35 protein-coding genes and 6 pseudogenes are annotated in these 23,339 nt (G+C 42.7%); 20 read left to right on the top strand and 21 right to left on the bottom strand.

The window, feature by feature from the left end; translation table 11 throughout:
• The first annotated feature begins 139 nt into the window (after positions 1-139).
• Together F6K64_RS19110 and F6K64_RS19105 are read left to right on the top strand one after the other, a co-directional pair.
• Positions 140-1,009, top strand: a complete 870-nt coding sequence (locus F6K64_RS19110) for a calcium-binding protein (protein ID WP_052308483.1) — start codon at positions 140-142, stop codon at positions 1,007-1,009.
• Positions 1,010-1,368: 359 nt separating this feature from the next.
• Positions 1,369-3,099 (top strand): ShlB/FhaC/HecB family hemolysin secretion/activation protein, encoded by a 1,731-nt coding sequence (locus F6K64_RS19105; RefSeq protein WP_287295244.1) that lies wholly within the window; start codon positions 1,369-1,371, stop codon positions 3,097-3,099.
• A 357-nt stretch (positions 3,100-3,456) separates the two neighbouring features.
• Here the strand turns inward: F6K64_RS19105 and F6K64_RS19100 are convergent, their stop codons facing one another.
• Positions 3,457-3,747, bottom strand: a complete 291-nt coding sequence (locus F6K64_RS19100; protein ID WP_131826858.1) for a hypothetical protein — start codon at positions 3,745-3,747, stop codon at positions 3,457-3,459.
• Positions 3,748-3,977: 230 nt separating this feature from the next.
• Between F6K64_RS19100 and F6K64_RS19095 the strand changes: the two genes are divergently transcribed.
• From F6K64_RS19095 to F6K64_RS19075, 5 genes are all read left to right on the top strand, one after another.
• Positions 3,978-5,153 carry an RNA-guided endonuclease InsQ/TnpB family protein gene (locus tag F6K64_RS19095; protein ID WP_008189792.1) on the top strand — a complete coding sequence of 392 codons (1,176 nt, stop codon included), beginning with the start codon at positions 3,978-3,980 and terminating at the stop codon, positions 5,151-5,153.
• A 96-nt stretch (positions 5,154-5,249) separates the two neighbouring features.
• Positions 5,250-5,453: a type II TA system antitoxin, ParD family gene (locus tag F6K64_RS19090; protein WP_267872116.1), complete on the top strand. Its 204-nt coding sequence runs from the start codon at positions 5,250-5,252 to the stop codon at positions 5,451-5,453.
• A gap of 281 nt (positions 5,454-5,734) precedes the next feature.
• On the top strand, positions 5,735-6,541 hold the full coding sequence (locus tag F6K64_RS19085) for a Uma2 family endonuclease (RefSeq protein WP_008189790.1): 807 nt from the start codon (positions 5,735-5,737) through the stop codon (positions 6,539-6,541).
• Positions 6,542-6,695: 154 nt separating this feature from the next.
• Positions 6,696-6,830 (top strand): hypothetical protein, encoded by a 135-nt coding sequence (locus tag F6K64_RS19080; protein WP_008189788.1) that lies wholly within the window; start codon positions 6,696-6,698, stop codon positions 6,828-6,830.
• Positions 6,831-6,845: 15 nt separating this feature from the next.
• Positions 6,846-7,418, top strand: coding sequence for a Uma2 family endonuclease (locus F6K64_RS19075; RefSeq protein ID WP_008189786.1), 573 nt, complete (start codon positions 6,846-6,848; stop codon positions 7,416-7,418).
• Between the two features lie 195 nt (positions 7,419-7,613).
• On the opposite strand, the gene F6K64_RS19070 is transcribed toward F6K64_RS19075, so the two are convergent.
• A complete protein-coding gene (locus F6K64_RS19070) occupies positions 7,614-7,985 on the bottom strand; it encodes a DUF5615 family PIN-like protein (protein WP_008189781.1) in 372 nt (123 codons plus the stop codon).
• A gap of 2 nt (positions 7,986-7,987) precedes the next feature.
• On the bottom strand, positions 7,988-8,362 hold the full coding sequence (locus F6K64_RS19065) for a DUF433 domain-containing protein (RefSeq protein WP_008189779.1): 375 nt from the start codon (positions 8,360-8,362) through the stop codon (positions 7,988-7,990).
• Positions 8,363-8,825: 463 nt separating this feature from the next.
• Between F6K64_RS19065 and F6K64_RS19060 the strand changes: the two are divergent.
• Both F6K64_RS19060 and F6K64_RS19055 read left to right on the top strand, forming a co-directional pair.
• Positions 8,826-9,056: pseudogene (locus F6K64_RS19060) on the top strand (hypothetical protein); the annotation flags it as partial.
• Positions 9,057-9,452: 396 nt separating this feature from the next.
• Positions 9,453-9,989: pseudogene (locus tag F6K64_RS19055) on the top strand (AhpC/TSA family protein); the annotation flags it as partial.
• Positions 9,990-10,135: 146 nt separating this feature from the next.
• Here the strand turns inward: F6K64_RS19055 and F6K64_RS38985 are convergent.
• Both F6K64_RS38985 and F6K64_RS38980 read right to left on the bottom strand, forming a co-directional pair.
• Positions 10,136-10,306 (bottom strand): annotated as a pseudogene (locus tag F6K64_RS38985) (type II toxin-antitoxin system HicA family toxin); the annotation flags it as partial.
• Entirely contained in the window at positions 10,303-10,494 is a 192-nt protein-coding gene (locus F6K64_RS38980; RefSeq protein ID WP_502708049.1) for a type II toxin-antitoxin system HicB family antitoxin, read from the bottom strand. The gene F6K64_RS38980 and the pseudogene F6K64_RS38985, both read right to left, overlap by 4 nt.
• A 578-nt stretch (positions 10,495-11,072) precedes the next feature.
• Here F6K64_RS38980 and F6K64_RS19040 point away from each other — a divergent pair.
• From F6K64_RS19040 to F6K64_RS19015, 6 genes and pseudogenes are all read left to right on the top strand, one after another.
• Positions 11,073-11,405, top strand: coding sequence for a hypothetical protein (locus tag F6K64_RS19040; protein ID WP_287266002.1), 333 nt, complete (start codon positions 11,073-11,075; stop codon positions 11,403-11,405).
• On the top strand, positions 11,402-11,755 hold the full coding sequence (locus tag F6K64_RS19035; RefSeq protein WP_008189767.1) for an HNH endonuclease: 354 nt from the start codon (positions 11,402-11,404) through the stop codon (positions 11,753-11,755). The genes F6K64_RS19040 and F6K64_RS19035 overlap by 4 nt, the downstream gene beginning before the upstream one ends.
• Positions 11,756-11,950 carry a hypothetical protein gene (locus tag F6K64_RS19030; protein WP_008189766.1) on the top strand — a complete coding sequence of 65 codons (195 nt, stop codon included), beginning with the start codon at positions 11,756-11,758 and terminating at the stop codon, positions 11,948-11,950.
• A 168-nt stretch (positions 11,951-12,118) separates the two neighbouring features.
• Complete coding sequence (locus tag F6K64_RS19025; protein WP_502708048.1) at positions 12,119-13,051, top strand: flagellar assembly protein H; 933 nt, start codon at positions 12,119-12,121, stop codon at positions 13,049-13,051.
• Between the two features lie 304 nt (positions 13,052-13,355).
• Positions 13,356-13,601: pseudogene (locus F6K64_RS19020) on the top strand (DUF4160 domain-containing protein).
• Positions 13,573-13,839: a DUF2442 domain-containing protein gene (locus tag F6K64_RS19015; protein WP_008189761.1), complete on the top strand. Its 267-nt coding sequence runs from the start codon at positions 13,573-13,575 to the stop codon at positions 13,837-13,839. Before F6K64_RS19020 ends, F6K64_RS19015 begins: the two are co-directional and overlap by 29 nt.
• A gap of 187 nt (positions 13,840-14,026) precedes the next feature.
• Here F6K64_RS19015 and F6K64_RS38975 read toward each other — a convergent pair.
• The 7 genes and pseudogenes from F6K64_RS38975 to F6K64_RS18990 form a co-directional block, all read right to left on the bottom strand.
• Positions 14,027-14,119: pseudogene (locus F6K64_RS38975) on the bottom strand (Txe/YoeB family addiction module toxin); the annotation flags it as partial.
• A complete protein-coding gene (locus F6K64_RS19010) occupies positions 14,116-14,370 on the bottom strand; it encodes a type II toxin-antitoxin system Phd/YefM family antitoxin (RefSeq protein WP_008189757.1) in 255 nt (84 codons plus the stop codon). The pseudogene F6K64_RS38975 and the gene F6K64_RS19010, both read right to left, overlap by 4 nt.
• Positions 14,371-14,456: 86 nt before the next feature.
• Positions 14,457-14,670 (bottom strand): annotated as a pseudogene (locus tag F6K64_RS38970) (type II toxin-antitoxin system HicA family toxin).
• Entirely contained in the window at positions 14,660-14,881 is a 222-nt protein-coding gene (locus F6K64_RS19000) for a type II toxin-antitoxin system HicB family antitoxin (RefSeq protein WP_287266000.1), read from the bottom strand. Before F6K64_RS19000 ends, F6K64_RS38970 begins: the two are co-directional and overlap by 11 nt.
• A 164-nt stretch (positions 14,882-15,045) precedes the next feature.
• Entirely contained in the window at positions 15,046-15,339 is a 294-nt protein-coding gene (locus F6K64_RS18995) for a ribbon-helix-helix protein, CopG family (protein WP_287265998.1), read from the bottom strand.
• 73 nt (positions 15,340-15,412) lie between these two features.
• Positions 15,413-15,679: a DUF5615 family PIN-like protein gene (locus tag F6K64_RS38290; RefSeq protein ID WP_229415549.1), complete on the bottom strand. Its 267-nt coding sequence runs from the start codon at positions 15,677-15,679 to the stop codon at positions 15,413-15,415.
• A 98-nt stretch (positions 15,680-15,777) separates the two neighbouring features.
• Positions 15,778-16,116 carry a DUF433 domain-containing protein gene (locus F6K64_RS18990; RefSeq protein ID WP_287255570.1) on the bottom strand — a complete coding sequence of 113 codons (339 nt, stop codon included), beginning with the start codon at positions 16,114-16,116 and terminating at the stop codon, positions 15,778-15,780.
• 207 nt (positions 16,117-16,323) lie between these two features.
• On the opposite strand from F6K64_RS18990, the gene F6K64_RS18985 reads away from it, so the two are divergent.
• From F6K64_RS18985 to F6K64_RS18975, 3 genes are read left to right on the top strand one after another with little or no spacing between them, the layout of a single operon-like run.
• Positions 16,324-16,533, top strand: a complete 210-nt coding sequence (locus tag F6K64_RS18985; protein WP_334220046.1) for a type II toxin-antitoxin system RelE/ParE family toxin — start codon at positions 16,324-16,326, stop codon at positions 16,531-16,533.
• A complete protein-coding gene (locus F6K64_RS18980; RefSeq protein WP_008189746.1) occupies positions 16,530-16,832 on the top strand; it encodes a helix-turn-helix transcriptional regulator in 303 nt (100 codons plus the stop codon). Before F6K64_RS18985 ends, F6K64_RS18980 begins: the two co-directional genes overlap by 4 nt.
• 29 nt (positions 16,833-16,861) lie before the next feature.
• Entirely contained in the window at positions 16,862-17,038 is a 177-nt protein-coding gene (locus tag F6K64_RS18975; protein ID WP_154659949.1) for a hypothetical protein, read from the top strand.
• Between the two features lie 98 nt (positions 17,039-17,136).
• Here the strand turns inward: F6K64_RS18975 and F6K64_RS18970 are convergent, their stop codons facing one another.
• From F6K64_RS18970 to F6K64_RS18955, 4 genes are all read right to left on the bottom strand, one after another.
• Positions 17,137-17,262 (bottom strand): hypothetical protein, encoded by a 126-nt coding sequence (locus F6K64_RS18970; RefSeq protein ID WP_287265996.1) that lies wholly within the window; start codon positions 17,260-17,262, stop codon positions 17,137-17,139.
• A 181-nt stretch (positions 17,263-17,443) separates the two neighbouring features.
• Entirely contained in the window at positions 17,444-17,599 is a 156-nt protein-coding gene (locus F6K64_RS18965) for a hypothetical protein (RefSeq protein ID WP_154659948.1), read from the bottom strand.
• Positions 17,600-17,656: 57 nt separating this feature from the next.
• A complete protein-coding gene (locus F6K64_RS18960) occupies positions 17,657-17,989 on the bottom strand; it encodes a type II toxin-antitoxin system RelE/ParE family toxin (protein ID WP_008189742.1) in 333 nt (110 codons plus the stop codon).
• Complete coding sequence (locus F6K64_RS18955; protein WP_008189740.1) at positions 17,986-18,240, bottom strand: hypothetical protein; 255 nt, start codon at positions 18,238-18,240, stop codon at positions 17,986-17,988. Before F6K64_RS18955 ends, F6K64_RS18960 begins: the two co-directional genes overlap by 4 nt.
• A gap of 177 nt (positions 18,241-18,417) precedes the next feature.
• On the opposite strand from F6K64_RS18955, the gene F6K64_RS18950 reads away from it, so the two are divergent.
• Positions 18,418-18,744 (top strand): hypothetical protein, encoded by a 327-nt coding sequence (locus tag F6K64_RS18950; protein ID WP_287265994.1) that lies wholly within the window; start codon positions 18,418-18,420, stop codon positions 18,742-18,744.
• Between the two features lie 6 nt (positions 18,745-18,750).
• Positions 18,751-19,200 carry a PIN domain-containing protein gene (locus F6K64_RS18945; protein ID WP_287265992.1) on the top strand — a complete coding sequence of 150 codons (450 nt, stop codon included), beginning with the start codon at positions 18,751-18,753 and terminating at the stop codon, positions 19,198-19,200.
• 121 nt (positions 19,201-19,321) lie between these two features.
• Here the strand turns inward: F6K64_RS18945 and F6K64_RS18940 are convergent, their stop codons facing one another.
• The 5 genes from F6K64_RS18940 to F6K64_RS18920 all read right to left on the bottom strand — a co-directional run bounded on the left by F6K64_RS18940 (position 19,322) and on the right by F6K64_RS18920 (position 23,319).
• Positions 19,322-20,035, bottom strand: a complete 714-nt coding sequence (locus tag F6K64_RS18940) for a hypothetical protein (protein WP_287265991.1) — start codon at positions 20,033-20,035, stop codon at positions 19,322-19,324.
• Positions 20,036-20,066: 31 nt separating this feature from the next.
• Positions 20,067-20,207: a hypothetical protein gene (locus tag F6K64_RS18935; protein ID WP_287265989.1), complete on the bottom strand. Its 141-nt coding sequence runs from the start codon at positions 20,205-20,207 to the stop codon at positions 20,067-20,069.
• An 11-nt stretch (positions 20,208-20,218) separates the two neighbouring features.
• Complete coding sequence (locus F6K64_RS18930; protein ID WP_287265988.1) at positions 20,219-20,440, bottom strand: hypothetical protein; 222 nt, start codon at positions 20,438-20,440, stop codon at positions 20,219-20,221.
• 128 nt (positions 20,441-20,568) lie between these two features.
• Positions 20,569-21,513, bottom strand: a complete 945-nt coding sequence (locus F6K64_RS18925; protein WP_287265987.1) for a hypothetical protein — start codon at positions 21,511-21,513, stop codon at positions 20,569-20,571.
• A gap of 135 nt (positions 21,514-21,648) precedes the next feature.
• Positions 21,649-23,319: a coiled-coil domain-containing protein gene (locus F6K64_RS18920; RefSeq protein WP_287265986.1), complete on the bottom strand. Its 1,671-nt coding sequence runs from the start codon at positions 23,317-23,319 to the stop codon at positions 21,649-21,651.
• Positions 23,320-23,339: the final 20 nt, after the last annotated feature.

Here is a 23,339-nt window from a genome sequence, read left to right as displayed (position 1 = left end):
TAATTTGTTTTTTTTGCCGAATAAACGACCAAATTGTCGTCGCAAAAATCAAAGCTTAGACATTGGGGTTATCTAGAATTAATTGACTGAAGATAACCCTTTGAAGTTACACAATTCAATGCTCTCAGGAGTAAAAACCATGGGAAATTACATCGGTAACAATGCTAACAATTACTTTCAAGCACACAAGGAAGGTTGGTGGATATTCAAGAAATGGAAGTCTTGGACAATGACGGGTAATGGGGGCGATGATACCCTGATTGGCGGTCCGAAGAACGACACTTTGTATGGTAATAGCGGCAACGATAAGCTCTACGGTGAGGGTGGTAACGACTATCTGGATGGCTGGACTGGCAATGACAATATGTATGGTGGCTCAGGTAACGACACCCTTCTAGGTTACTCTGGACACGATAATTTATATGGTAATAGCGGCAACGATAAGCTCTACGGTGAGAGTGGTAACGACTATCTGGATGGCTGGACTGGCAATGACAATATGTATGGTGGCTCAGGTAACGACACCCTTCTAGGTTACTCTGGGAACGATTACTTAAGTGGCAGTTCCGGCCATGACAGCCTTAAGGGTGAATCTGGCCATGATACATTACTTGGAGGAACGGGCACCGATACATTAGTCGGGGGTTCCGGTAATGACATCCTCAATGGTTATGGTGGCACTATCGGAGAATACGATATCCTAAGCGGAGACTACAGTTCATCCCAGCCTGGTGTTCAAGGTTCTTATGATGGAGCAGATACATTTGTTTTGGGGAATGCCTTTGGGGCATTCTATCTAGGCTCGGGCTATGCCACAATTACCGACTTCTACTGGTCTGAGGGAGATAAGTTCGAGGTTTATGGTAGTGCCAGTGACTACTCACTGAGCTTCCAAAACTGGTCTGGCAGCAGTGCAAAGGATACCTTGATTTACTATAAGAACGATCTTATCGGTGTGGTAGAAGACACCACTAATGTCGTGACCTCTGCGGACTTTAACTTTGTTTAAGACTCTTTCCAAAAACACCCTCAGCCTCTGGGGGTTGGGGGAAGCATTTGGTTAGATATAGCGCTACGCCCAAGGCAAGAGCCATGCATACAAAAGTTGACTACAACCGCTTTTTAGCTTGTATCAATTTCAAACACCTTAATGCGTAGTGCTATAAATACGGGATGATTTTAATAGTGTTGTGGAATAGGCATTTGGCTGTAGAACAGGCATCTTGCCTGTTTCATTTGCGACCAGGCAGGCATCTTGCCTGTTTCATTTGCGAGCAGGCATCTTGCCTGTTTCATTCCCGAGCAAGCAGGATGCCCACCCCACTCCTATTCATCCGAAGATTCAGCAATGCTAACAAAGCTGAAAGTATGTATCTTATACTGAAATCGATTATTCTAATTTCAGGCTCTAGTATTATTCCCATCGTGAGCCTAACTATGGGAGCAGTGGCTCAGTCTACTCCACCCCCAGGAGTGAACCTTCCCCCCACCACCCCTGAGAGGATTGAGGAAACCATTCCCAAGCCATCCGATTTACCTCCTCCTGTTCGTGAAGAATCTCCAGCATCACAACCTCAGCCAAACCTGGGAATTCCTTCCTCTCCCCAACTCCCTGAAGTTACAATTCCACCCAGTGTGCCATTCTTCGTCACAGAAGTAGAGGTGTTGGGAAATACGGTTTTGCAAGACGAAATTGCAGATAAAAAAAAACCATATGAGAACCGTGAAGTAAGGTTTGAGGAGTTGCTTCAACTGCGTTCTGCCATTACTGAGCTCTACATTAAAAATGGTTACATCACCTCTGGCGCATTTTTGCCCGTCCAAGACTTTAGCAAAGGTGTTGTGAAAATCCAGGTGGTTGAGGGTGACTTAGAACGGATTGAACTGGAGGGATTAAACCGTCTGCGGGAAGGATATGTGCGCAGTCGCCTTGAACTAGCCACTCACCCACCATTAAACCGAAGCCGCTTAGAAGAAGCCCTGAAACTGCTGCAACTTGACCCCTTACTCAATCAAGTGGATGCCGAGTTAACTGCAGGAAGCGGCTCTGGTAGCAATATTTTGCAAGTCAAACTCAAAGAAGCGTCTGCCTTTCACGCTGGTATTTCTACCGCCAACAACCAATCTCCCAGCATTGGTTCACTACAAACCAGGCTGTTTGTTGCCCATGATAATCTTTTGGGTTTTGGCGATCGCTTCAGCACTCAATACAGCTTTACCGAAGGGCTAGACCTCTACGATATCAACTATTCTATCCCCGTCAATCCCTACAATGGCACCCTCAGTGTACGCTACAACAACAGCGACAGCGGCATTATCGAAGATGAATTTGAGGAGTTTGATATCGAAAGCGAAACTCGCACCTTTTCTGTTAGTTTTCGCCAACCGATATTCCGCTCCCCAGAAACTGAATTTGCTCTGAGTTTAGCCCTAGACTTGCGTCGCAGTCAAACCTTTTTACTCGGGGAACCCTTTTCTTTCTCAGTTGGTCCAGAAGACGGCGAATCCAAGGTAACGGTATTGCGATTTTCTCAAGATTGGATAGACCGTAGTAGCCCTAGTCGGATATTAGCTGCTCGCTCTCAGTTTAGTTTTGGGTTAGGTGCCTTTGATGCAACTATCAACAATAGTGGGACTGACGGGGGATTCTTTAGCTGGTTGGGACAATTCCAATTGGTACAACAGTTGTCACCGAGAACGACGCTGATCACACAAATTAATGCTCAGTTAACCCCAGATTCTTTGCTCTCCCTAGAACGTTTCAGTATCGGTGGCGTGGATACTATCAAAGGCTATCGACAAAACCAACTGGTTGCTGATAACGGTATCTTGGGTTCCGTACAACTCCGCATCCCTCTCACCTCAGACCCCACCAGGCTACAACTAGCCCCTTTTTTTGAAATCGGTACAGCTTGGAATAATCTAGATCCTGACCCTGACCCCGCCACCATTGCTAGCTTGGGAGTAGGTTTGCGATCGCAGATTATCTCTGGTTTAGATTTGCGCCTAGACTATGGTATCCCCTTGATTGAGGTCAACAACCGGGGAAATTCACTACAAGAGAATGGTTTCCACTTTTCAGTGGGCTACCAGCCCTAGGTTCGCAGCTGAGTTTTGAGCAAAAGTCTATGCGATGAAGCGAAGCTTCCGCTAAAAGCGATCGCATTTAACTTAAATTCCTCCATACTAATGGGGTTAACAACCCATAAAACCCTTTTTAAATTCGGGTTACAGCAATTGCTTCCGGGAAACTGTACCCATGTGTAATTTGGGTTTATTTTTGCGATTGACATGCAGGTCACGCTACGCGATTGGCCGTAGGCCACGCTAAAAGCGATCGCATTCCTCTAAAACTCTAGGTGTAATCCTCTCAAGACCACCATCAGATAAGCTTCAGAGCAATTGTGTCCATTAATGGAAGTCAAAAAGTGAATCTCTCTGGATAGGCTTTGCCCACTAGGGGGATGAGCTGAGATTAGTTAGTGTTAGGCTCTTAGTGTCGATAACTACTCTTACCGGGATTACCTTGAGGGCAGCATGGAGTAGGGAGTAGGGAGAACAGAGTAGTGATGCAGCAAGGTCTTCGGATAAACTAAACTCCCGTGGGGGGAACCCCCAAGACCACGCTGTATGGCTTTGGGTCAATTCTTGTCCACTTTGCCCTGTTCCGAGATCCCCTGTTCCGAGATCCGCTGTTCCCGACTGCGTAAAAGCAACAAAAGTTGTTATTCCAGAAATGTTGTTCAAGAACAACATAGGGATTTCCCATGCCTAGGCTTTCGATTGAGATCACCAAAAATAGGGGGTCTGGGGGATAATCCCCCGCAGCCAGCCGTTCGCGCAGCGTGACAAGCAGGTCAATGGGTTCAATACCCTTGTTCGCGTAGCGTCGGACAAAGCCCGAGGTTGGCGGCGAAATCTTCCGGAATATCCAAAATCTTGATGTATAATAGCAATAGATACTCACATGTGAATTTATGGAGATGGAAACCACAGTATTAACAATAGTTTGCAAGATTCAACCGACACCCCAGCAAGCCGACAAGATTGAGGCCACACTTAAGGGGTTTGCGGATGCTTGCAACTATACCAATGCTGTCGTAAAATCCTCCATAACCAGCAAAAACACGATACAGGCTCAGGTTTACAAATACATCAGGGAAACCTATAACTTAAGCGCTAATTTAGCGGTAAGAGTTTGTGGACGTGTGGCTGCAAACAGAAAAACAGCTAAACATAAAAACAAGCCTGTATCAAATTTCAGTCCTACTAGTGCTGATTATGATGCCAGAATTTTCAGTTACAGAGAAAAAGATCAAACTGTTAGCTTAACTTTAGTAGGTGGCAGAGAGAGATTTACCTTGCAGATTGGTAACTACCAAATTGGCAAACTCAAAGGCAAGCAACCTACCTCCGCTCAACTATGCAAGCATCGTGATGGTCAGTATTATGTTCATATCCAAGTTAAGGAAAAAGCTCCATTACCTCAAAAAAGAGAAAAGGTTATTGGAGTAGACTTAGGGCGCACGGAGATCGCTGTTACTAGTGAAAACCTGAGTTTTTCTGGCAAGCAAGTAACGGAAACTAGAGACAAATTTGCCAGAGTAAGAAGACAAATTCAACAGAAAGCCTCGAAGGGCACAAGAAGTAGTAGACGCAGATGTCGCCAACTTCAGAAACGGCTATCAGGCAAAGAAAGACGTTTTCAGACTTGGGTTAACCATAATGTAAGCAAGGCTATTGTTGAATCAGCAAAGTCTCAAGGAGCAGTTATCGCTCTGGAGGATTTGACAGGTATCAGAGAGAGGACGAACCTACAGCCAAGGTCTAAGACCGAAAAAAGAAGGTCTAACAGTTGGGCTTTTTATCAGCTTAGAGAATTTATACGGTACAAGGCTTTAGAAGCTGGGGTAGAAGTCATCTTCGTCAATCCTCGCTATACCTCTCAAACGTGCCACAAGTGCCTGCATATCCATCCAGTAAAAGGCAAGTCTTATAGGTCCCGAAAACGCTACAAGTGTAGTGCTTGTGGATGGATTGGAGATGCTGATTTCAATGGTTCTATGATGATTAAAATGCTGGGGCAGAGTGTAACCCTGCCCGGAGGTTCGTACTTATCCTGTTCTCTAACAGATATTGTACAGGGCTACTAAAAGCCCCCGGCATAAGCGCCGTGGGGATTGGTTACCCCAGAACAGCATCAGAAGCTCAAAGCGATGTTCCTTTAGAACCGCTTCGCGAACGCAGCCCTGAGCGGCAAAACGATTAAGGAATATGTGCTTGAACGCTCTCTGCCTGATGTGCCCATCAACCCAGAACTAAGCTCCGAAGAAGCCCTCGCTCAACTGTCTGCCTTTCTCAAGCCGAGAATAGAAGCGGCTGAATGGGGTGAATTCTCCCCCAGCACTTTTCCTGATATTAAGCAGAAAGCACGCAATAACATCCAGTCCTGAATGAAGATGCCCTGATTAGACGTTTTGCAAAAGTGGTCTGAATCCCGCAGATTACCTAGGCTAAAAATGGCTTTTGCAACAGCTATATTGGCAATTAATGCTCTCAATAAATAACGTCATTTCGGGTTAATATAGCATTTCTCATAGTAATGAGGTATACAGGTTTTTTTACCTGTTTACTGATCCGAAGTTCCCTACCTTTACAGATAAATTTTAAACTTGGTTCAAGATCTGAGTATAAGATAAAATAGGCTGATCAGCTCTGGTAATGGTTTTTCCTTATGGTTCAGCAGCGACCGCCCACTACCGATAACATCTTCTATCCCGAAAGTGATGGCAAACCCTTGGCGGACAATACCCTTCAATTTGAACTAATTACCACGATTAAGTATGGCCTGGAAGCCCTATTCAAGGATGACCCGAATGTGTTCGTCGCTGGGGATTTGTTGTGGTATCCAGAACAAGGACAACCTAAAATCAACCAAGCCCCCGATGTGATGGTGGTTGTAGGTAGACCCAAAGGGCATCGGCGTTCCTACAAAACCTGGGTTGAAGATAACCTTAATCCCCAGGTGACCTTTGAAATAGCATCAGAAACGAACACCATCAAGGAATTAGAAGAGGATAAACTCAAGTTTTACCAGACCCATGGAGTAGAAGAGTACTATCTGTATGATCCAAATCGGACAAAACTAAAAGGCTGGTTGCGTTCAGCCGAAAAACTAGAACCCATCCCCCAGATGCCAGGTTGGGTTAGTCCCCGTTTAGGAATTAGGTTTGAGTTAGTAGCATCTCAATTGGTGCTGTATTATCCCAATGGTGAACGTTTTGCTACTTATTTGGAAATTATTGAGCTCAAAGATCTCGCTCAACAACAAGCAGAGCTCGAAAGGCTGGCAAAAGAACAGGAACGCCAACGGGCAGAGCAAGCGGAAGAAGCTTTAGAGCAAGCGGAGGAAGCTTTAGAGCTCGAAAGGCTGGAAAAACAACAGGCATCACAACGGGCAGAACAGGCAGAAGCTTCGTTGCAAGCCTTGCGATCGCAATTAAAAGCAAAGGGCATAGATCCAGAACAGTTCGAGCTATGAACCCCACCATACCGACACGTTGTCAAGTGCGGAAGGCGATTAAGGGGGTGAATGAGGTGATGAATGACTTAAGGGTGGCGCAACACCCTCCCCCTCAGGATGAGGGATTATATCAAGTCAGGTTGAATACCCATAATTAGAGGGAGGGTGGGAAGTGTGGGGAGGGTGGGAAGTGTGGGGAGGGTGGGAAGTGTGGGGAGATGGGGAGATGGCGGAGATTTTTATTAAGGGTAATTATCCCGACATGATATTAGCTTATCTGCATTTTGATAAAATTAATACATATTAAATTAGGAGAATTGGTATGACTGAAACGATTGATCGAGTCAGTTGGATAATCGATGATTTAGAACTATTGCCTCACTCTGAAGGGACAATATACGAAATAATTGAAGGAGAATTATTTGTGACTCGAACGCCTCACCGACGACATCAACAAGTTTGTGGCAGAATTTTTAGTTATTTGAATAATTGGTCAGAATCAACAGGTAATGGTGAAACTATTATTACTCCCGGAATTATCTTCTCAGATGCCGATAATGTGATTCCTGATGTAGTGTGGGTAAGCCAAGAAAGATTAGCTCAAATAGAAGATGAAGCTGGACATCTTACCGCAGCACCAGAATTAGTGGTGGAAGTAATTTCTTTTGGTAAAGAAAATGAAAAACGCGACCGGGAAGTGAAAGTCAAATTATATTCAATTCAAGGAGTAAAAGAATATTGGATTGTCGATCGTTTTCGTAAGCAAGTAGAGGTATATCGCCGAGACAAGGTAAAATTAACTCTAGTTGCTACCTTATTTGATCAGGATGAGTTAACTTCTCCGTTATTACCAAATTTTGTTGTACTAATCAATCGCTTCTTTCCGGTTAAGTAAAACAGCACGTATAACTGAATAATATCACCAAAATTATAAGTGATAATTATAGGTTATCATACTCGGCATCTTCAGGATTATCCCAAATTTTAGCAAAGACCGATTCAGAAAGTTTAGTCACTAAGGTTTTAGCTAATGCTGGCATGAGAAACTGTTACTTCGACATCATCAGGTAAATTTTTGCCTTCCAGGACATCATGGGTCAAAGTTCTGAGGTGTTGGGTTGCCTTCAATCAATCGGGTAGCGCATTTTTGCCGATAACTACTTTCGTCAAGTCGATCTGGGTTACCAATTGTCAGAATTGGTAACGAAGTTGGTGTATTGTCCTCACGAATTGTTTGCTCTAGAGAGTCAACTCCTATCATATTTCGGTTAGCGGTAATCAGGATCATTTGGTTGCTCTGAGCAAAGTGCCAAACAGCGCGATCGCTACTATCCATTGGCAAGTCAGCGTCCTGAAATGTAAAGAAGCGAATAGGTAATAGTTCCAGCCATCCTTCAGCCGATAGTGTTCCCCAAAATAGAACAGCATCGCCAGTTAAATTGTAGTCAATCAGAAAGTTCATGGCTATGCCTGGGCTTCAATTCGCGCTTTCCATGCTTGGAGTTTTGCACGGAGGGCTTCCTGACCTGGCTTCGGAGGCATTGCTGCGATCTTGGCAAATCGTTCTCGATTTCGCTCTTCCCAATATTGCCGAATTTCCTTTGCTGTTTGGAGACATTCTTGGTATTCCGCTTCAAACTCAACATGATGAGTTTCAATGTAGGCTAGCGCTGAACGAATCTGATGATTATTAAGACTTAGTTTTTCACAGATCAACTGTTGTGGATACTGAGCCTTCAGGTAATCCATCACGTCGTAAAGAGTGATGCGTGTACCTGCGATTGTCAATCCCCGCTCTGTCCGAATGATTGCTGGTTCTTCAGTAGGTGCTGACACCATATTAAACCTCCTATCCCTGGTGGATAGCTATCTATTCCCTTGATACCCAATGTCCATTATATTCAAAGCCCGTTCGCTCACATATACCCTTTAAGCACGAAATAAGATCCGTTATGGTTCGCTCACTCATTCAGTTGATCGGCGATCGTACCAGGCTCAACTCGATGGTACTTTGAAGTAAGTCCCGAATTTACGATCAAGGCAGATAAATACCTTTAATTGAGGCAGCAATTTGAGTAGACCTGGTGGTAATATTGAGTATCTGCTTTGGCTGGGAATGGAGAGCCACCAACAGCCTCCTGATTTAGCAGCAATTCAACAAATTATAGAAGAAGCGATCGCATAAGCGCGGAAGCTGAGGCCGTAGGCCACGCTACGCGAACGCTTCATCGCAAAGCTCAAACCAATGTCGAAGCGTGCTTTACTTTTAATACCACATTCCCCTTAAAACAACCGGTTGAACATGAATCCTTACACAATCTTAAATCAGACCCAGTGCCAGCGGGTAAGTGATGGAGTCATCCTGCCACTTCTGAGCGGTTGTGAGTCAGCCACCCGCCAGCTGGTACTTGTCTGGCCCCAACTTGGAGATTTCGACAGTCTCGAATACGCTTGGTGGCTGCAACGGGAAGCAAAAAGGTTACAGGGCGAGGGTATAGTAATACGAGCTGTTGGTATTGGCAATCGCGATTCTGTTGACACTCCCCGCCCTGGAAGGACGGGGATTCTTGCTTCAATGGGGTTACTTGTTTAACCAGGCCGGAGCCAGGAAAAATAGAGGTCGCCTCTCCACAAGCGTATTTGGTTTATAACCTAGGTTTCGGTGTGCCCCACCGTACCTTTTTTTTATATATAGATAGATACTTTTTTAATCTAATTTTTTTCATAGACGTTTAAGTCGTTAGACCAAATTACGCAATATGTATCTGATACATATTTTTTACGTTGTCTACTTATCATTAGATAGTATTTATCTAGTTTTTTATTTTTTGTTTATGCTTTTATAATAACACGCAGTGCGAAAACTGTCAAGTTTTAACTTAAAAAGAAAGCCGTCCTATAAGGACGGGGCTTTAAACCCAAAATTTTTGGTAAGCGATTCTGCAACTATACGGGGTTTTCTGGGGATTGGCTGTTTGTCTGTCCCAATGCACAGCTGCACCACCAGCTTAATCTTTATCCAGGACTATCGCTCAAGCTACCAGGGCTCTCAATAACCCTAAATGCCTACTTGAATCTGCTGCTGATGTGTGCGGGTATTGGTAGTCCTGGCACTCTAGCTGAAGTATTTCGAGGCTATTGGGGCGATAGTCAGGCTCCGCAGTTGCTCGATGATGAGGAGGTTGTGCGAGGTATACCACTTCCCCCTATCAAGGGGTCATTCTTCAGGCTGGCTGGTGGCAAAGGTTTTCAAAGACCCTTTGAATTGGCAACCCTGCGGCTGCGGAATATGACAGAGGTTTTAAGCCACTGGAATACTTATGTACCCAATGGGGCTTATCTGACCCAGCGAGGGGGAACCTTCTTATTCGATTCACAGGGGAAATTACTCTACGAATACCGCGATGGCGGTCTCCTTGGCTTTGCTCAGAATATGAGTCGTCCACTGTCGTTTTTATTAGATTAGCTCTACCAAAGCGATAGTAACAATGTCTTGATAGATCTAGTGTAATCGAACGCACCCTACAAGAGCGTACGCACTCAACCCAACCGACAACAGAGATCACCCTTCCCACCCGCTCGCGCTATTTTATTCGCATTTAATTTTCTTGGAGTTTTGCTTTTGATAATCTTTTTAGCCAATCGCTCATTAATTTCTCGATGCCTTGGAATTGGTTCCGTTTGTCCATTATTTGGGTTATGGTAAATATCGTGTTTCCCACCATGTCGAATCAAATAGCAACCGGATTTTTATAAGTAGGCAATTAAATCGCGTCTTTTCATGCAACCTCAAGTTCTGCGACTCTCTTAATTCCGGGAATTTCTTCACTAGTAAATGTTCTATAGAGTACAGCTAAATTATCTTTTAATTCTTCTAGATCAACCCCTTGTGTCCAATGATCTGGAAATTCATTCAAATAGCCCAAGAACATCCCATCCGCTTCTTTCCAATATGTATATGTAATTTTCATCATGGAAACCCTATTTTCGCCCTCCGATACTCTCAGCGGTGCGACCCCGGTCGGGTTTCCCGACAAGCGTGAATGCGCACCAAGAGAAATTATTTTCTTTTCTTTGTCAGACGCGCAAACGGTTTTACTCACCGACAATAAGTAACCTCTTAATTTTAACCAATCCCCATCAGTGTACGCAATCCCCACCCGTACGCCATCGATGATGCGATCGCACTCACCACCTCAATTCAATCGTAGGTTGGGTATAGGAACGGAAACCCAACAACATCAGACCGCCACACCAATTAAATTGTAGGTTCTATTTTGTTAGAGCAGATACCCGGCTCTGGAGGAGAAGACGTTGTGTTGAGGGGAATTATGTTGGGTTTCATTCTTCAACCCAACCTACATCAGCGATCACACCTAGCTTCCTGAAGTGTTTGATGCACGATGAAAAAACTCGCTACAATAACCGCAGTATCTAGCCAGTAGCCATTGAACATGACAACTCAACAAATCACGATCGATCTGCTGCCGTCCCATCTTCCACCAACTGGCACGAATTGCCAAAGCTACGCAGCAAAGTGTAGAGACACTTGCAGCTGCATTGTGTAGTTAGCAATTTGCCACCTTCGGTTGATAATGCACCTTTAGAAATGCAAGCAGAGTTATTACAGCTTCAGATACTAGATACTGAACAGCTACTCACCATTGCTCAAGCAGAAATAGACCCTGATCAGCATCATCGCTGTGTTGAGTTGCTAGACAAACATCAGGATGAGAAACTGACACCGGAGGAACGGCTCGAACTCGCCGAGTTGCGACAAGCAGCCGATCGTCTCATGCTGCGGAAAGCTTATGCCTGGTCTGTTCTACGTTGGAAAGGGCATCGGATTCCTGCACTTATTGATTTACCTGTGATTCTATGACCATATCTGTTGAATTACGACGGCGCGTAATTCAAGAAGCCAATTTTCGCTGTGAATATTGTAAAACCTCTTCCCAGTTGACTGGTACACCACTAGTCATGGAGCACATCTGGCCTCGCTCACAACGTGGAACAGACAATCGAGAAAATTTAGCTGCTTCCTGTTATCGCTGTAATGAATTCAAAGGGAGCAAAATCTACGCAGTTGATCCACAGACAGGGCAGTATGTTGCACTCTATAATCCACGAAATCAATTTTGGGAACGACCATTTCATTTGGAACAATGGTGGAACTCATATTGCTGGAATAACACCAGTGGGCCGAGCAACAGTATAGCGTTTTTCAATTAGGTGAGGTACAAGTTTTTGGGTTTTAGGGAACAGCGGATCTGGGAACAGGGAACAGAGAAGAGGCAAGAGGCAAGAGGCAAGAGGCAAGAGGGAAAAAATCTTGTGTACCTCATTATTCAAGCGCTGCGCTTGAACAATGAGAATCTGGTTGAAGCAAGAGCAATTTGGATTGAAGTAGGCACCGCATCCACCTAATGAGTAGGTTTCAGATTGAGCATTGATGGAAATATTGATCGCGATCGACCGATATTGGCCAACAACAATGCTTACCAATTCAAACCTATAATGGTGGGCACTTGTGTTTGTAAATCTAAGATTTTATCACAGATGATCGCACAAGTGCCCACCCTACATATTTATCTAATGACCCGATTTATCCACGACCAATTTGCCAAAGATTATTTAGAAGAATTGTTATCACAATTTGGAGAATGTCAGGCTCCCCTAGAAATCCGCAGCGAAATCCGACAAGTCGATGTATTTTTTGCCCCGGCCAATCAAGCACAAACTTCCCCAGAAGCCTTAGGATTATTAGGGAAATTAGCTACAACGCCTTGTTTGTTTGAACCCTTTAGAAATCCGGTTACTATTAACGAAATTCGGACTTGCCTCCTGAAATTATTAGAGGTACACACAGATTTTATTCGTCAAGGGAATCGAGAGAATACTCGCCTCAATGAAGAGAATTACCCAAAATTATGGATTTTGACCCCGACAGCATCATCTGCAATATTAGAAGGCTTTGGTGCTAAGAGTGATCCGGACCATTGGGGTGAGGGGATTTATTTGTTACCCTCTTTCCTAAGGACTGGATTAGTCGTAATACATAAATTACCAAAGACCTTAGACACACTATGGTTGAGAATGTTAGGCAGAGGCAGGGTCCAACAACAGGCCATTGATGAATTAGAAGCACTGCCAGAAACAAATCAATTTCGGGAAAATACTTTATTGTTGTTATCTTCTCTGCGTAGTAACTTGGAAGTAAGTACAGAATTAGAACAGCAAGACAGGGAGTTAATTATGCGGTTATCACCACTTTTATTAGAAAAATTAGAAGCTGCTACTCAGTCAGGTATAGAGCAGGGTATACAACAAGGTATGCAGCAGGGTCTGAGGATGGAGCGCACTGCGATTATCGAAAACTTGTTGAGAGTTCGGTTTAATTCTATTGATGACCAACTTAGAGGTATTATTGAACCAATGCTGTCCTTATCTAATCAAGAATTTTCCGCTTTAATTTTACAGTTATCTCAGCTATCCCGTGAGGAATTATTAGCAAGATTCAGGGATTAATTCAAAGTTAAAAATGAAAATTTAACTTTGAATGAAGCCCAGTAAGGGATGGTGCGTTCTGTGATATTTTGTCAATAAATGTCTTGATAGCTCTTGTGTAATCGAACGCACCCTACAAGAGCGATTGGCCGTAGGCCACGCTACGCGATGAAGCGTTCGCAAAGCGTGGCCGAAAGGCCTCAGCTTCCGCTAAAAGCGATTGACCGTAGGTCACGCTACGCGAACGCACTACCAGACGACTTGATCGTGCTGCAAGCCAAAGTTCAAGACATGGTAACCAGCATAGTGTTAGAATTATTCCATTATGCCAACAATTTTACGGATCGGTCCAAATCGTTTCTACTTTTATAGTCATGAGCCGAATGAACCGCCGCACATCCATATTGACCGTGATGCTTCATCTGCTAAATTCTAGCTGGAACCAGTCAGTCTAGCTAGCAATGTTGGTTTCAGTGCTAAGGAAATTCGGAAATTGCAAGGGATAGTCCAGGAAAATCAGAAAAATCTATTAGAGGCTTGGTATGGGTATTTTGGCAATTCGAGCGGATGAGAGAGTTAAGAATGTCTACTTTACTGAAGAAACCATTAGTGTTGATTTAATGGATGGGCGGAAAATTACCGTACCTCTAGTTTGGTACCCAAGGCTACTTAACGCCACACCCGATCAACGTTCAAATTGGGAAGTTTGCGGTGGTGGTTATGGGATCCACTGGAGCGACATAGACGAGGATTTGAGTACAGAAGGGATGCTGCGTGGTGCGCCAGCCCCATCCTCCAGAAATTTATGAGTTAATCGAGGTGAGGCACTCTAACGTTCAAGCTCACTGGCGGCAGGTATCTAACGGTTACGAACTAAGCGATCGCCAGTCCGTCCAGTGCAGCGTCAGTTAGGTAAGCAAAAGCCCGTGATTGTTGGGTTTCGTGCCTCAACATTATCCCCCCTTTGAGTCAACCTGATGAATTGAGGTCCTCGTAAACCAGTAAATTAACTCTTTTTAATAGCCTTTTATCATTCTCTTGTAGCCAAATATAGTCAGACCATGATGCTTCGGTAAAAGTGATTTTCATTCATCAATTAATTGTTTAATTGATTTTTTTCCTGATTTAGCTTGTCCAATAGATTCTAATAGATGTTCGGCATTGGCAGGGTGGGATAATAAATATAGTGTTTCTCGCCAAGAGTTAAATTCATCTAAAGACATTAAAACAGCTTGTTTTCCTTGATCATTACATAATATAGTCGGTTCTACGTCAAGAATGACCCGATCAATAAGTTCATCTAATTGGTGTTTTGCTTGATTGCTCGTAATTGCTTTCATTTTGAGATAGTCAGAGTTTTATACACTATAAAGGTAACCGAAATTTACCTATTTTATTTGTCAATAAAATCTACGGGCGATCGCACTTATTTGAGTTGATAAAATTCCTGATCACTAATTCCTAACTGCTTGAGTATTTCTCGAAATAACCAACCTCCCATCTCAGCATTACCATGAACAGGAATAGTGGTTGACCGTCCATCCGGATGCTTCCAACGGGCATGAGTTCCTTTTTGACGAACTTTATGAAAGCCTAATTGTTTAGCAACTTTTTCTCACGGTTTTAGCTTTAGCTGGCATGAGAAACAGTTACCTCGACATCATCAGGTAAATTTTTGCCTTCTTCGAGGTATTCTTCTTGAATCATCTCAAAAACAGGATTTAATTCGGATAGGGCTGCTTCAGGAGTTTCTCCCCAGGCATGACATCCTTTAATCGCTGGAATATAAGCGACAAAAGTTCCATTGTCATCGGGACGTAAAATAATTTTATAGTCGTTTATGGATTTCATTGTTGTTTTTATCTAGATATTTTTTTGGCTGTCTATTCTATCGTTGAAAGACCCAACAAAGAGTAATCGGTGGATAATTTCTATTTTGTGCATAACCAAAATGCTCCGAAACGCTATAGCTCGCGCCTTCCAAACACTATCGTACTACAAGAGCGGCGATCGCACTAAATTTCTGATTTCATCTGCTTCTGAGCAAGATAATGTTCATCAAGGGCGCGTCTTAGCATCATTTTAATCACAGCAGATCTGCTAATGTTGAGTTCTTTTGCCATTGTATCAAGTTCAGTAAGCATAGGGCTAGGAATTTCCACCTTTTTGGTTTCTATATCCTGTCTTCTTCTTGAAGTCATCTGACGGCGTGTTCCGACTCTTGTTGTTGTGGAGTCAAAATAGCGGTCTATAACTTCTTCTCCTACTTCAATTTTTTGTTCAATTTCTTCAATAGAAATATTGTTCATAAATTTCTCTCTCCCTTTTCGTGCTTTTCCAATAAGTGATTAACCATATATATTCCCCTTAATGTACTCACCATTAATCATCACGGCTAATAGGGCGATATTGATTCAACCAACGAACTTGCCCTAAGCAATCTTCTGATTGAGTCTCTAAAAGAAAACGCTCGAGTGCCTTAATAAGGTCGGATAAGTTCCATCTGCTTTGAGCCGCCAGAATAATGCCATGATGTTCTGGGTATTGTATGGCTAAAGCGGAGAAATCTTTGATGTTGAATGTAAAAATACATCGCCCTTGAGCCGTTGCCTTCAAAAGTTGGGTTTCATCACTTGCATCTTTGGCTATCCATTCATTGGGAGTCCGAGTAACATCATGACCACGAACGGTTAGGGCTGATTGTAAGGCTTTGATAGACGTGTCCGCATCTTTGGTGTTGCCGCAGTTTAGACATTGGCTACTTCGCTCTCTTGTTCAGCTACGATCGCGCTGTCAATTTCGGTTTGATGTGCGGTGTAAAACCCTAGTGCGTCGTTAATTTGAGTTTCAGTTAACCCATATTCCTCGGCCAGCTGGTTGGGAGACATTCCCCATTGGTGGGTGGCGATCGCAATTGTCTGGACTCGAATCCCTGTCCCACGAATGACTGAGACGGGGTGACCACTGGCTCCTTGACGATAAGTAATGTGGGGAAAGCTTGGGTCATGGAATTGATGCTTGATTTCGGCAACTTTTTCAGCCACTGCCCATAAAATAAAGTCGTTGAGGGGAATGCCTTGACGCAAAGCACATTGTTCTACAACTTGGCTGAAGTTAAAGCGGCAAGTTAAGGGAGTAGGATGCCATCTTTAAGGTAAGGTCTGCATTGTCGGTTAATTTACCTTCCGATCCTAACGGATGCTCTTAGTATAGCAGAAGTCAGAAGTCAGAAGTCAGAAGTCACACTCTTGCGCTTACAAAGGGTGTGAGACTTTTGTCATGTCCTAACTGCCCTGGCGACTGCTATACCATACACAGCTTCAATGGGTGGCGGACTTTTTGAAATAAGATCAAAAGGTAAAGAAGGTATTGGTCGCTCTCTTTACTGTATGATCAAAGGAAGAGAAGTAATTATTCTGCATTCCTTTATTAAAAAGTCGCAAAAAACACCAAAAAAAGAATTAGATCTGGCCAAAAAACGGATGAAGGAGATAAAAAAGTGAGCCGTCCAACCTTTGCCAAGTTTAAAGAAAAAGCTCTAGTTAATAGTGAAGTTAAAAAAGAGTATGAAGCTCTGGCCGTAGCTTACGATCTTAGAAAGAAACTTATTGACCTAAGGAAAAAAGCCGGTTTAACTCAAGAAGAGTTGGCAAAAATTCTAAATACACAAAAGAGCAATATTTCCCGTTTAGAGAATGTTAATTCATCTTATTCTCCCAAGCTCTCGACGATCGAAGACTATGCTCAGGCTGTTGGATATAAGGTAGAAATTAATTTTGTGCCAATTGAACCTTCTCCTTAACCTGAAATTATATAGCGTTTCTCTTAGCTATGAGGTACACATTATTTTTTACCTCTTCCCTCTTACCTTTTCCCATATCCGCTGCTCCCTGCTCCCTGCTCCCTGCTCCCTGCTCCCTGCTCCCTAAAAACTTAGGTGCGCTTTCCGTAGGCGAATTAAATTCGCCACGGGTCGCACCTCAGAAATTTGTACCTCACAAGTCGTAGAATTGCTATAAGTGTTTGAGCTTATGATAACGGTTGGTCTTTTTTTGATAGTAGTTTGGTCAGTAAAGGGAAAAGGGACGAGAATAATATCCCCAAAATTATAGGTTGTCATACTCGGCATCTTCAGGATTATCCCAAATTTTAGCAAAGACAGATTCAGAAAGTTTAGTCGATACAACAGTTAATTTTCGCTCTGTATTATCTTGACTAAGGGCATCAATCAAATTTTATACTTGTTGGATTTGTTCAAGGGAGAGTTTTTTAAGCTTTTCTATGAGTCTATTTTCTATAGTGCTATTTGCTGTCATGATTAATTACGTTTTTTTGATTATATTTTTTTACTTAGTATAGCACGATCGCATGGCTCAATGTATGTTATCCGCAACAGAGGATAAGCGTACGCACTCACCACCTCAATTCAATCGTAGGTTGGGTATAGGAACGGAAACCCAACAACATCAGACCGCCACACCAATTAAATTTTAGTTTCTCTTTGCAAGAGAGAAAACCTCGCTCTTGAGGAGAAGACGTTGTGTTGAGGGGAATTATGTTGGGTTTCATTCTTCAACCCAACCTACAAAAGCTACAAAAGCGACGATCGCTACGACCATATTGGCATCAGCCTAGTTCTTCACCTAAGGTTTGCTGTGATGCGTGCCGGATGTGTAGAATGCGAACGGTCGCTCGTTCTTGCTCTTCCAAAATGGTAAAAAGAATTCGATATGAATTACGTCCCCGACCGTAGAGTAATTGTCGTATTTCTTGACTGAAATACTTATTCTCTCTTGCTAGAGGACAACGTTTTGGAAATTGCGATAGAGATTCGATTGCTTGTAGCAATCCAGCATACCATTGGCTTGCCTGGGTGGTAGATGTGACTTGGGATAAACGTAGGAAGGCGCTGTCGGCTTCCGCCTCGGCCACACTGGAAATTTCAATAGGGTATTTCATGAATCGACTGGCAGGTTATACTGGCGACGCTGCTCTTGGGCAAACTCAGCGAAAGACCGAAATCGACCTGCCTGGAAATCATTCAGTCCTTTTTGAATGCCCTTGATAGCCTCCTGTGAATCTTCCACCTCCGACTCTAAGACACTAGCCAGCAATTCGGACGCAACCAAGCTAACATCTTGACCTCGCTGAGCAGCATATTCACGCAGTAGTGCTTCTAATTCTGAGCTAAGGGTAACAACAATTGTCATCGAGCTACTTCCCTCCCAACCTTTGCTTCTGCGCTTTATTCTAGCAAAGTGTGGGGGGGCGTTACTTTAGCATTTCCTCAACCCACCCGACAAGATCGCGATCGCACTATAATATAAAAGTGCAACAAATTGGAAAACCAGAACAAATTAATACTCTCGATCTTGAGGAAATGAATCATGAATCATTCGAGTTCTGAACTAACACGTACCCTTACTGATTTGCGTGACGATCTATTATTAGAAATTGAAAATATTCCCGACGAACAGATTCCACAATTATTACAAATCCTTCGTTTATTTCGTCAAAGCCAAATGACGAATAAAGAATCTGTATATCATTGGCAAAAAGCGATGGATCGGCTGGAAAAATCTGATCCAATTCAACGAAAGCAGCAACAACAAAAGTTAAAGGAGTTATTTGAATCTTGGAATGAGTTAGACGAAGAAGAAGACCAAAAAGAAACTTGGGAAATCATTAAATCGATCAAAGGAGTTTCGATTTAAACTAAGATGAGCAAAGTGATAGTTTTAGATTCAGCCCCTGTTGGTTTAATTACAAATCCAAAAGGCGCTGCGTTGTCACTGAAATGTCAAGAATGGTTTTATAATCTTTTTGACCGAGGATATGATGTTGTTTTACCTGAAATTATCGATTATGAAATTAGAAGAGAACTATTACGAGCAAATAAGGTATCGGGAATCAAGAAACTCAATCGCCTTAAAGCCGAAATAATATATCTTCCGATTACTACAGAAGTTATGTTAAAAGCTGCCGAATTATGGGCGGAAGTCAGAAAAAAAGGAAAACCAACAGCGGATCCTAAAGCTTTAGATGGAGATGTTATTTTAGCCGCTCAAGCTATTTTAGTTACTAATTCTGGGTATGACGTTACTGTGGCAACCAATAATACAAAGCACCTATCTTTATTTGTCAATGCTCGGGAATGGCAAGAAATTTAAAAATTTAGATGATTCATTATTACACCCGGAATTATCTTCTAAAATTAATAGGAATTTGGTGCGTTACATTTCATTAACGCACCCTACAATATCGGGCGATCGCACTGTTGAATGGCGCACCCTACTTGAGTGACGCCCGCACTATCTCCTCCATCGTGCCAGCATGTTTTTGGTTAAATTCACCTATTTCTCGATATACCTCATTTTTCGCAACTTGATCCTCTGGTGAATTTTTATCCCTCACCTCTTGATCTATCGTCTCATCCGCTTTTGTGTTCTCTTCTTTATCCTCTGTAGTAGAGCTATCGGTGCTAGCAGTATTTTCTGCGGATTTAGAAAAATCAAATAGCTTTTCTCTTAAGGCATAGGCATCACGAACGAACTCATGAATTTGCTCTGGTGGAAGTTGTTTCGCGTCTGCTATTTTTTGATTGATATCCTTAATCTCAGCATCCAGTTCATCTTTGGTCATATTAAACAAATGACCACCAATGGGTTTACCGGCTTCACTTGACTCTAAGGCATCATAATGCTGACTATAAGATTCTTTGAAGTTATTGAGTAAGTTTTGATAATCAGCGCTAGAGGTATTGGTATCTGAGTCATCTCTTGCCTCACCATCGGCAGAATCCCTGTCACCCTTGGTATTGGTTAAATGATCCATTAAGGCATAGGTATCCTTGAGCATTTTTTTGGTATTGTCTGAAGGGACTTTTACCGCTTTCTCCATCGCCTGAGCGAGTTGCTCAACTTGTTGATTGATCTCACTCTCGGTCATCGTAAATGGATTTTTTAATTGATCGAAACCTTTTACATCCTCCAATTTATTAAACATATCACCCGTAGAGTCTTTGAAAGAGGCTATCTCAGACTTTGAGATGGGCTGACCACTTGACCTTTTGTCTCTCAGACCTTGCCCCTGCTTTAAAAGCGATGCAGCGCGGTCTTGGGGAGGCAGCGCGGTCTTGGGGGTTCCCCCCATGAGCGACTGCCGTGGTTTCCCCCATGAGCGACTGCATCAAGACAAAGAAGCAGCATCATCTTTGGACAGGTTAGAAGCACCGGCAAGGGCTTCACTCAATGTCTTGATCTCCGCCTCGGTGGTCATACCGGTGATCGGATTGATTTTTCCTTGGGATTGGGAATTGGAAGAATCTGAATATGCTTTTGATGCTGCTTTCGCTTTCTTAGCATCTTTTTTCTTTTTGCGGATTTTTTTGACTTTACTTGAGAGTGACATATATAGTTTTTTCCTTATTTATTATTATTGAATCAGAAGAACGTGAGAGATTGTTCTGTTTATATGCTCTCTCGCCTTCCTTCTCAGTTGCTTTGGTGCGTTATTAACGCTTCCTAGAAGAGCGGAAATCAAAATGTTGCCATGATGTACCATGGGGGGACAACGGGCTCAAGGTTGCGAAAGAAGACCACATTTCCTTGAAAAAGATCCCAGTGCTTATAGATGTGATACAGCTCCTGTGCAGTTACGGATTCTTTCACCGGATTGAATTTATCGACTTGGTAATTCTCATTTTGGGTCAATATCGCCTTGATTATGTCTTTATTAAACATATTAAGATGGAAATAGATTACTTCGTTATTAGCCAATGCCCTCTCTAGGCGCACGAGCGAAATTTGTGCATTATTGACTTTCCTGGCGTATTGCACCTTTTTGGTTATTTCATTCTTTGTGTTGTTTAAGATTTTGAGCTCTGCTTGTGTGTTCTGCCAATTTAGTTCGGCACCTCCATATACCGACTTCGCTTGCCCTTTTGCAGCTACCACGACCGGCTCCAATGATCCTGGTTTCTTGATCGTATTATTGTTTCCAAAATGTATAATTCCTTTATACCCTTTAGATTTCACGCTTTTCTCGTTTAATTGATCCAAGGATTTAGCTGTTGTGATAAAGTTTCTCATCTGATCGTAACTTTGTGCATCTTCTTTAAACGCATTGAAGTTTTCTTTTATTTGCATTTTCTGCACAAGCTCTTCTCTCTTTGTGAGCATGGCTTGCGGCTTTGCCCGCAAATTTTTTTCTAAATTTTCCCTCATGTCTTTCTCATCTTTGTTAAGCTGAACGACTATTTTGGTCATCGTCTGCGGCTGCGCTTCTTGGTTTAAGTCCTTGAACGAAACAGTATCCGGCATATCCCCTAACACGCCCTTTTGCTTACCTGTACCTGTTTTTTCAACTTGGGACTCTCCACCTTCTTTTGTGTTCAGATTGCTTTTTACCCGTGCTTCACCTTGCAACAGTTCGGCAATGTTGTCGGCTTTTCGTAATAGAATTTGACGCGATTGTTTCTTCATATTTCCTCCTTTTACTCTTTTACTTTTGTTTATGATAGAAAAGTAGGTTAGGTTCCACTTTGGGTTTGGCAAGATAGATTTCGGTCAACAGTTGGAAAACGTTTCACCCAACCTAGAGCGATCAAAATGATCGCTCTAATCAATCTTATGTTGAGACTGCTTTTGGTGCGGGGGCGTTTGCCTAGGTTCCGTTCGGGGGAATACCTGATTTTGCGATCCTGTTAAAGTTGAAATGGTGAGCTTTTGGGAAATGCCTGTTGTTTCGTTTTTGGCCGAGAGTCTTTTCTCGCGATCTTCGCTATATTGCTTGAGCTTTGTCTCCATTTGCTTCTGATAATTATTGATCTCTATTCGACTTGTTTCCACTTCCTGCCCTACGTAGGTGCGATCATCGATCACCTCTCGAATCACGGTGTCCACTTTGTCCCCGTTTTTTATCAACACCTTATAACTTATATATTTTGCCGCCTGAATACTGTCCGTTGTGGTTCCGGGGTAGGCGTATGCTGTGTGTTTGATGACGACTTTGGAACTATCTATTATATTATTGGCGATAGATTGTTTGATTGCTTTCTCGATAGCCGTTTGTTTTTCTTCTTGCCAATATGTGTTTGATACTGCATTAATGTGGTGTGCTGCACCCCCAAAATTGTCCGCAATTTGATGGCCTCTTACGACAGCGGCTGTTGGGTTTGATATCTCATTGTTATCTGGAATATAGAGCCCATTTTCATTCCTTACTTCCTTGGCATCATGTTTGGTTTTAGGAAATTTTTGCTTGTCTTTCTCTAGGTTGGCCCCTAGTAGAAATCCGGGGCTGTTTCCTGTTCCATTATCTCTTGTGCCTTTTTGTCGTAATCTAACAAGCCCTATTTTCCAGGCATTTTTTTTTATAATTCCTATTCTTTCGTTGATGAAGCTAGATAAGTTCTCATCCTGCAAATTGTTATCCCGTGCTAAATCTGAGTTGAGATATTCTATAACGTCACCAGAAACCTTTTCAAGAAGATATTGCTTATCCTGCTTTGCAAGTTTGGCGAAACCTTCCATTACCTGAGCCCCATTATCTGGATGAACTTGTAAGTTATCCCTCTGATTGTTCACCAACGTATCAATTTCCTTTTCAATTAATTGGGTTATCTTTTTCCTATTGCGCTCTTGAGTTTGCTGTATTTTAAAAGCTTCTATCCCCTCCTCATATTCTCTTTCAATTTCTTGGCGTTGCCTTTGTTCTTGTTGATTTAACTCCTGTCTTTTTAGGGCTTCTATCCCCTCCTCATATTCCCTTTCAATTTCTTGGCGTTGCCTTTGTTCTTGTTGATTTAACTCCTGTCTTCTTAGGGCTTCTATCGCTTCATCCTCTTCCCTTTCAATTTCTTGGCGTTGCCTTTGTTCTTGTTGATTTAACTCCTGTCTTCTTAGGGCTTTTATCGCTTCATCCTCTTCCCTTTCAATTTCTTGGCGTTGCCTTTGTTCTTGTTGATTTAACTCCTGTCTTCTTAGGGCTTCTATCGCTTCATCCTCTTCCCTTTCAATTTCTTGGCGTTGCCTTTGTTCTTGTTGATTTAACTCCTGTCTTTTTAGGGCTTCTATCGCTTCATCCTCTTCCTTTTGGATAGCTCCTCTTCTCACATTCTCGTTTTGGAATAATTTATTGTTTTTTGATTCGTGTTTTTTCTCCGCTTCATATTTCTCCATTGCTTGCTGGCGGATAGCTATATCCGAGCTATCATCTACATGAGCATATTTTCTTTCTCTTGCTTTTTTTCTTGCGAGTTCAGCTTCTTTACGTCTTGACTTACCCATGTCACTATTTCCTCTTTACT

The sequence above is a fragment of the Moorena sp. SIO3A2 genome (genome assembly GCF_010672265.1).
GTDB classification, from domain to species: Bacteria; Cyanobacteriota; Cyanobacteriia; order Cyanobacteriales; family Coleofasciculaceae; genus Moorena; species Moorena producens.
This window is presented reverse-complemented; position numbering and strand designations above follow the sequence as displayed.

Excerpts from the sequence above, each read along its gene's own strand:
- F6K64_RS19075 (WP_008189786.1), top strand. The coding sequence starts at position 6,846 with ATGACTGAAACGATTGATCGAGTCAGTTGGATAATCGATGATTTAGAA.
- F6K64_RS19025 (WP_502708048.1), top strand. The coding sequence starts at position 12,119 with ATGACCCGATTTATCCACGACCAATTTGCCAAAGATTATTTAGAAGAA.
- F6K64_RS18940 (WP_287265991.1), bottom strand. The coding sequence starts at position 20,035 with ATGTTTAATAAATTGGAGGATGTAAAAGGTTTCGATCAATTAAAAAAT.
- F6K64_RS18945 (WP_287265992.1), top strand. The coding sequence starts at position 18,751 with ATGAGCAAAGTGATAGTTTTAGATTCAGCCCCTGTTGGTTTAATTACA.
- F6K64_RS19070 (WP_008189781.1), bottom strand. The coding sequence starts at position 7,985 with ATGAACTTTCTGATTGACTACAATTTAACTGGCGATGCTGTTCTATTT.
- F6K64_RS19110 (WP_052308483.1), top strand. The coding sequence starts at position 140 with ATGGGAAATTACATCGGTAACAATGCTAACAATTACTTTCAAGCACAC.
- F6K64_RS19065 (WP_008189779.1), bottom strand. The coding sequence starts at position 8,362 with ATGGTGTCAGCACCTACTGAAGAACCAGCAATCATTCGGACAGAGCGG.
- F6K64_RS19015 (WP_008189761.1), top strand. The coding sequence starts at position 13,573 with ATGGGTATTTTGGCAATTCGAGCGGATGAGAGAGTTAAGAATGTCTAC.
- F6K64_RS18965 (WP_154659948.1), bottom strand. The coding sequence starts at position 17,599 with ATGAAACCCAACATAATTCCCCTCAACACAACGTCTTCTCCTCAAGAG.
- F6K64_RS19010 (WP_008189757.1), bottom strand. The coding sequence starts at position 14,370 with ATGAAAGCAATTACGAGCAATCAAGCAAAACACCAATTAGATGAACTT.
- F6K64_RS19035 (WP_008189767.1), top strand. The coding sequence starts at position 11,402 with ATGACCATATCTGTTGAATTACGACGGCGCGTAATTCAAGAAGCCAAT.
- F6K64_RS19000 (WP_287266000.1), bottom strand. The coding sequence starts at position 14,881 with ATGAAATCCATAAACGACTATAAAATTATTTTACGTCCCGATGACAAT.
- F6K64_RS18935 (WP_287265989.1), bottom strand. The coding sequence starts at position 20,207 with ATGGGGGAAACCACGGCAGTCGCTCATGGGGGGAACCCCCAAGACCGC.
- F6K64_RS19105 (WP_287295244.1), top strand. The coding sequence starts at position 1,369 with ATGTATCTTATACTGAAATCGATTATTCTAATTTCAGGCTCTAGTATT.
- F6K64_RS38980 (WP_502708049.1), bottom strand. The coding sequence starts at position 10,494 with ATGAAAATTACATATACATATTGGAAAGAAGCGGATGGGATGTTCTTG.
- F6K64_RS18930 (WP_287265988.1), bottom strand. The coding sequence starts at position 20,440 with ATGTCACTCTCAAGTAAAGTCAAAAAAATCCGCAAAAAGAAAAAAGAT.
- F6K64_RS19095 (WP_008189792.1), top strand. The coding sequence starts at position 3,978 with ATGGAGATGGAAACCACAGTATTAACAATAGTTTGCAAGATTCAACCG.
- F6K64_RS18960 (WP_008189742.1), bottom strand. The coding sequence starts at position 17,989 with ATGAAATACCCTATTGAAATTTCCAGTGTGGCCGAGGCGGAAGCCGAC.
- F6K64_RS19085 (WP_008189790.1), top strand. The coding sequence starts at position 5,735 with ATGGTTCAGCAGCGACCGCCCACTACCGATAACATCTTCTATCCCGAA.
- F6K64_RS18995 (WP_287265998.1), bottom strand. The coding sequence starts at position 15,339 with ATGAACAATATTTCTATTGAAGAAATTGAACAAAAAATTGAAGTAGGA.
- F6K64_RS18925 (WP_287265987.1), bottom strand. The coding sequence starts at position 21,513 with ATGAAGAAACAATCGCGTCAAATTCTATTACGAAAAGCCGACAACATT.
- F6K64_RS18950 (WP_287265994.1), top strand. The coding sequence starts at position 18,418 with ATGAATCATTCGAGTTCTGAACTAACACGTACCCTTACTGATTTGCGT.
- F6K64_RS18920 (WP_287265986.1), bottom strand. The coding sequence starts at position 23,319 with ATGGGTAAGTCAAGACGTAAAGAAGCTGAACTCGCAAGAAAAAAAGCA.
- F6K64_RS18975 (WP_154659949.1), top strand. The coding sequence starts at position 16,862 with ATGAGGTACACATTATTTTTTACCTCTTCCCTCTTACCTTTTCCCATA.
- F6K64_RS18955 (WP_008189740.1), bottom strand. The coding sequence starts at position 18,240 with ATGACAATTGTTGTTACCCTTAGCTCAGAATTAGAAGCACTACTGCGT.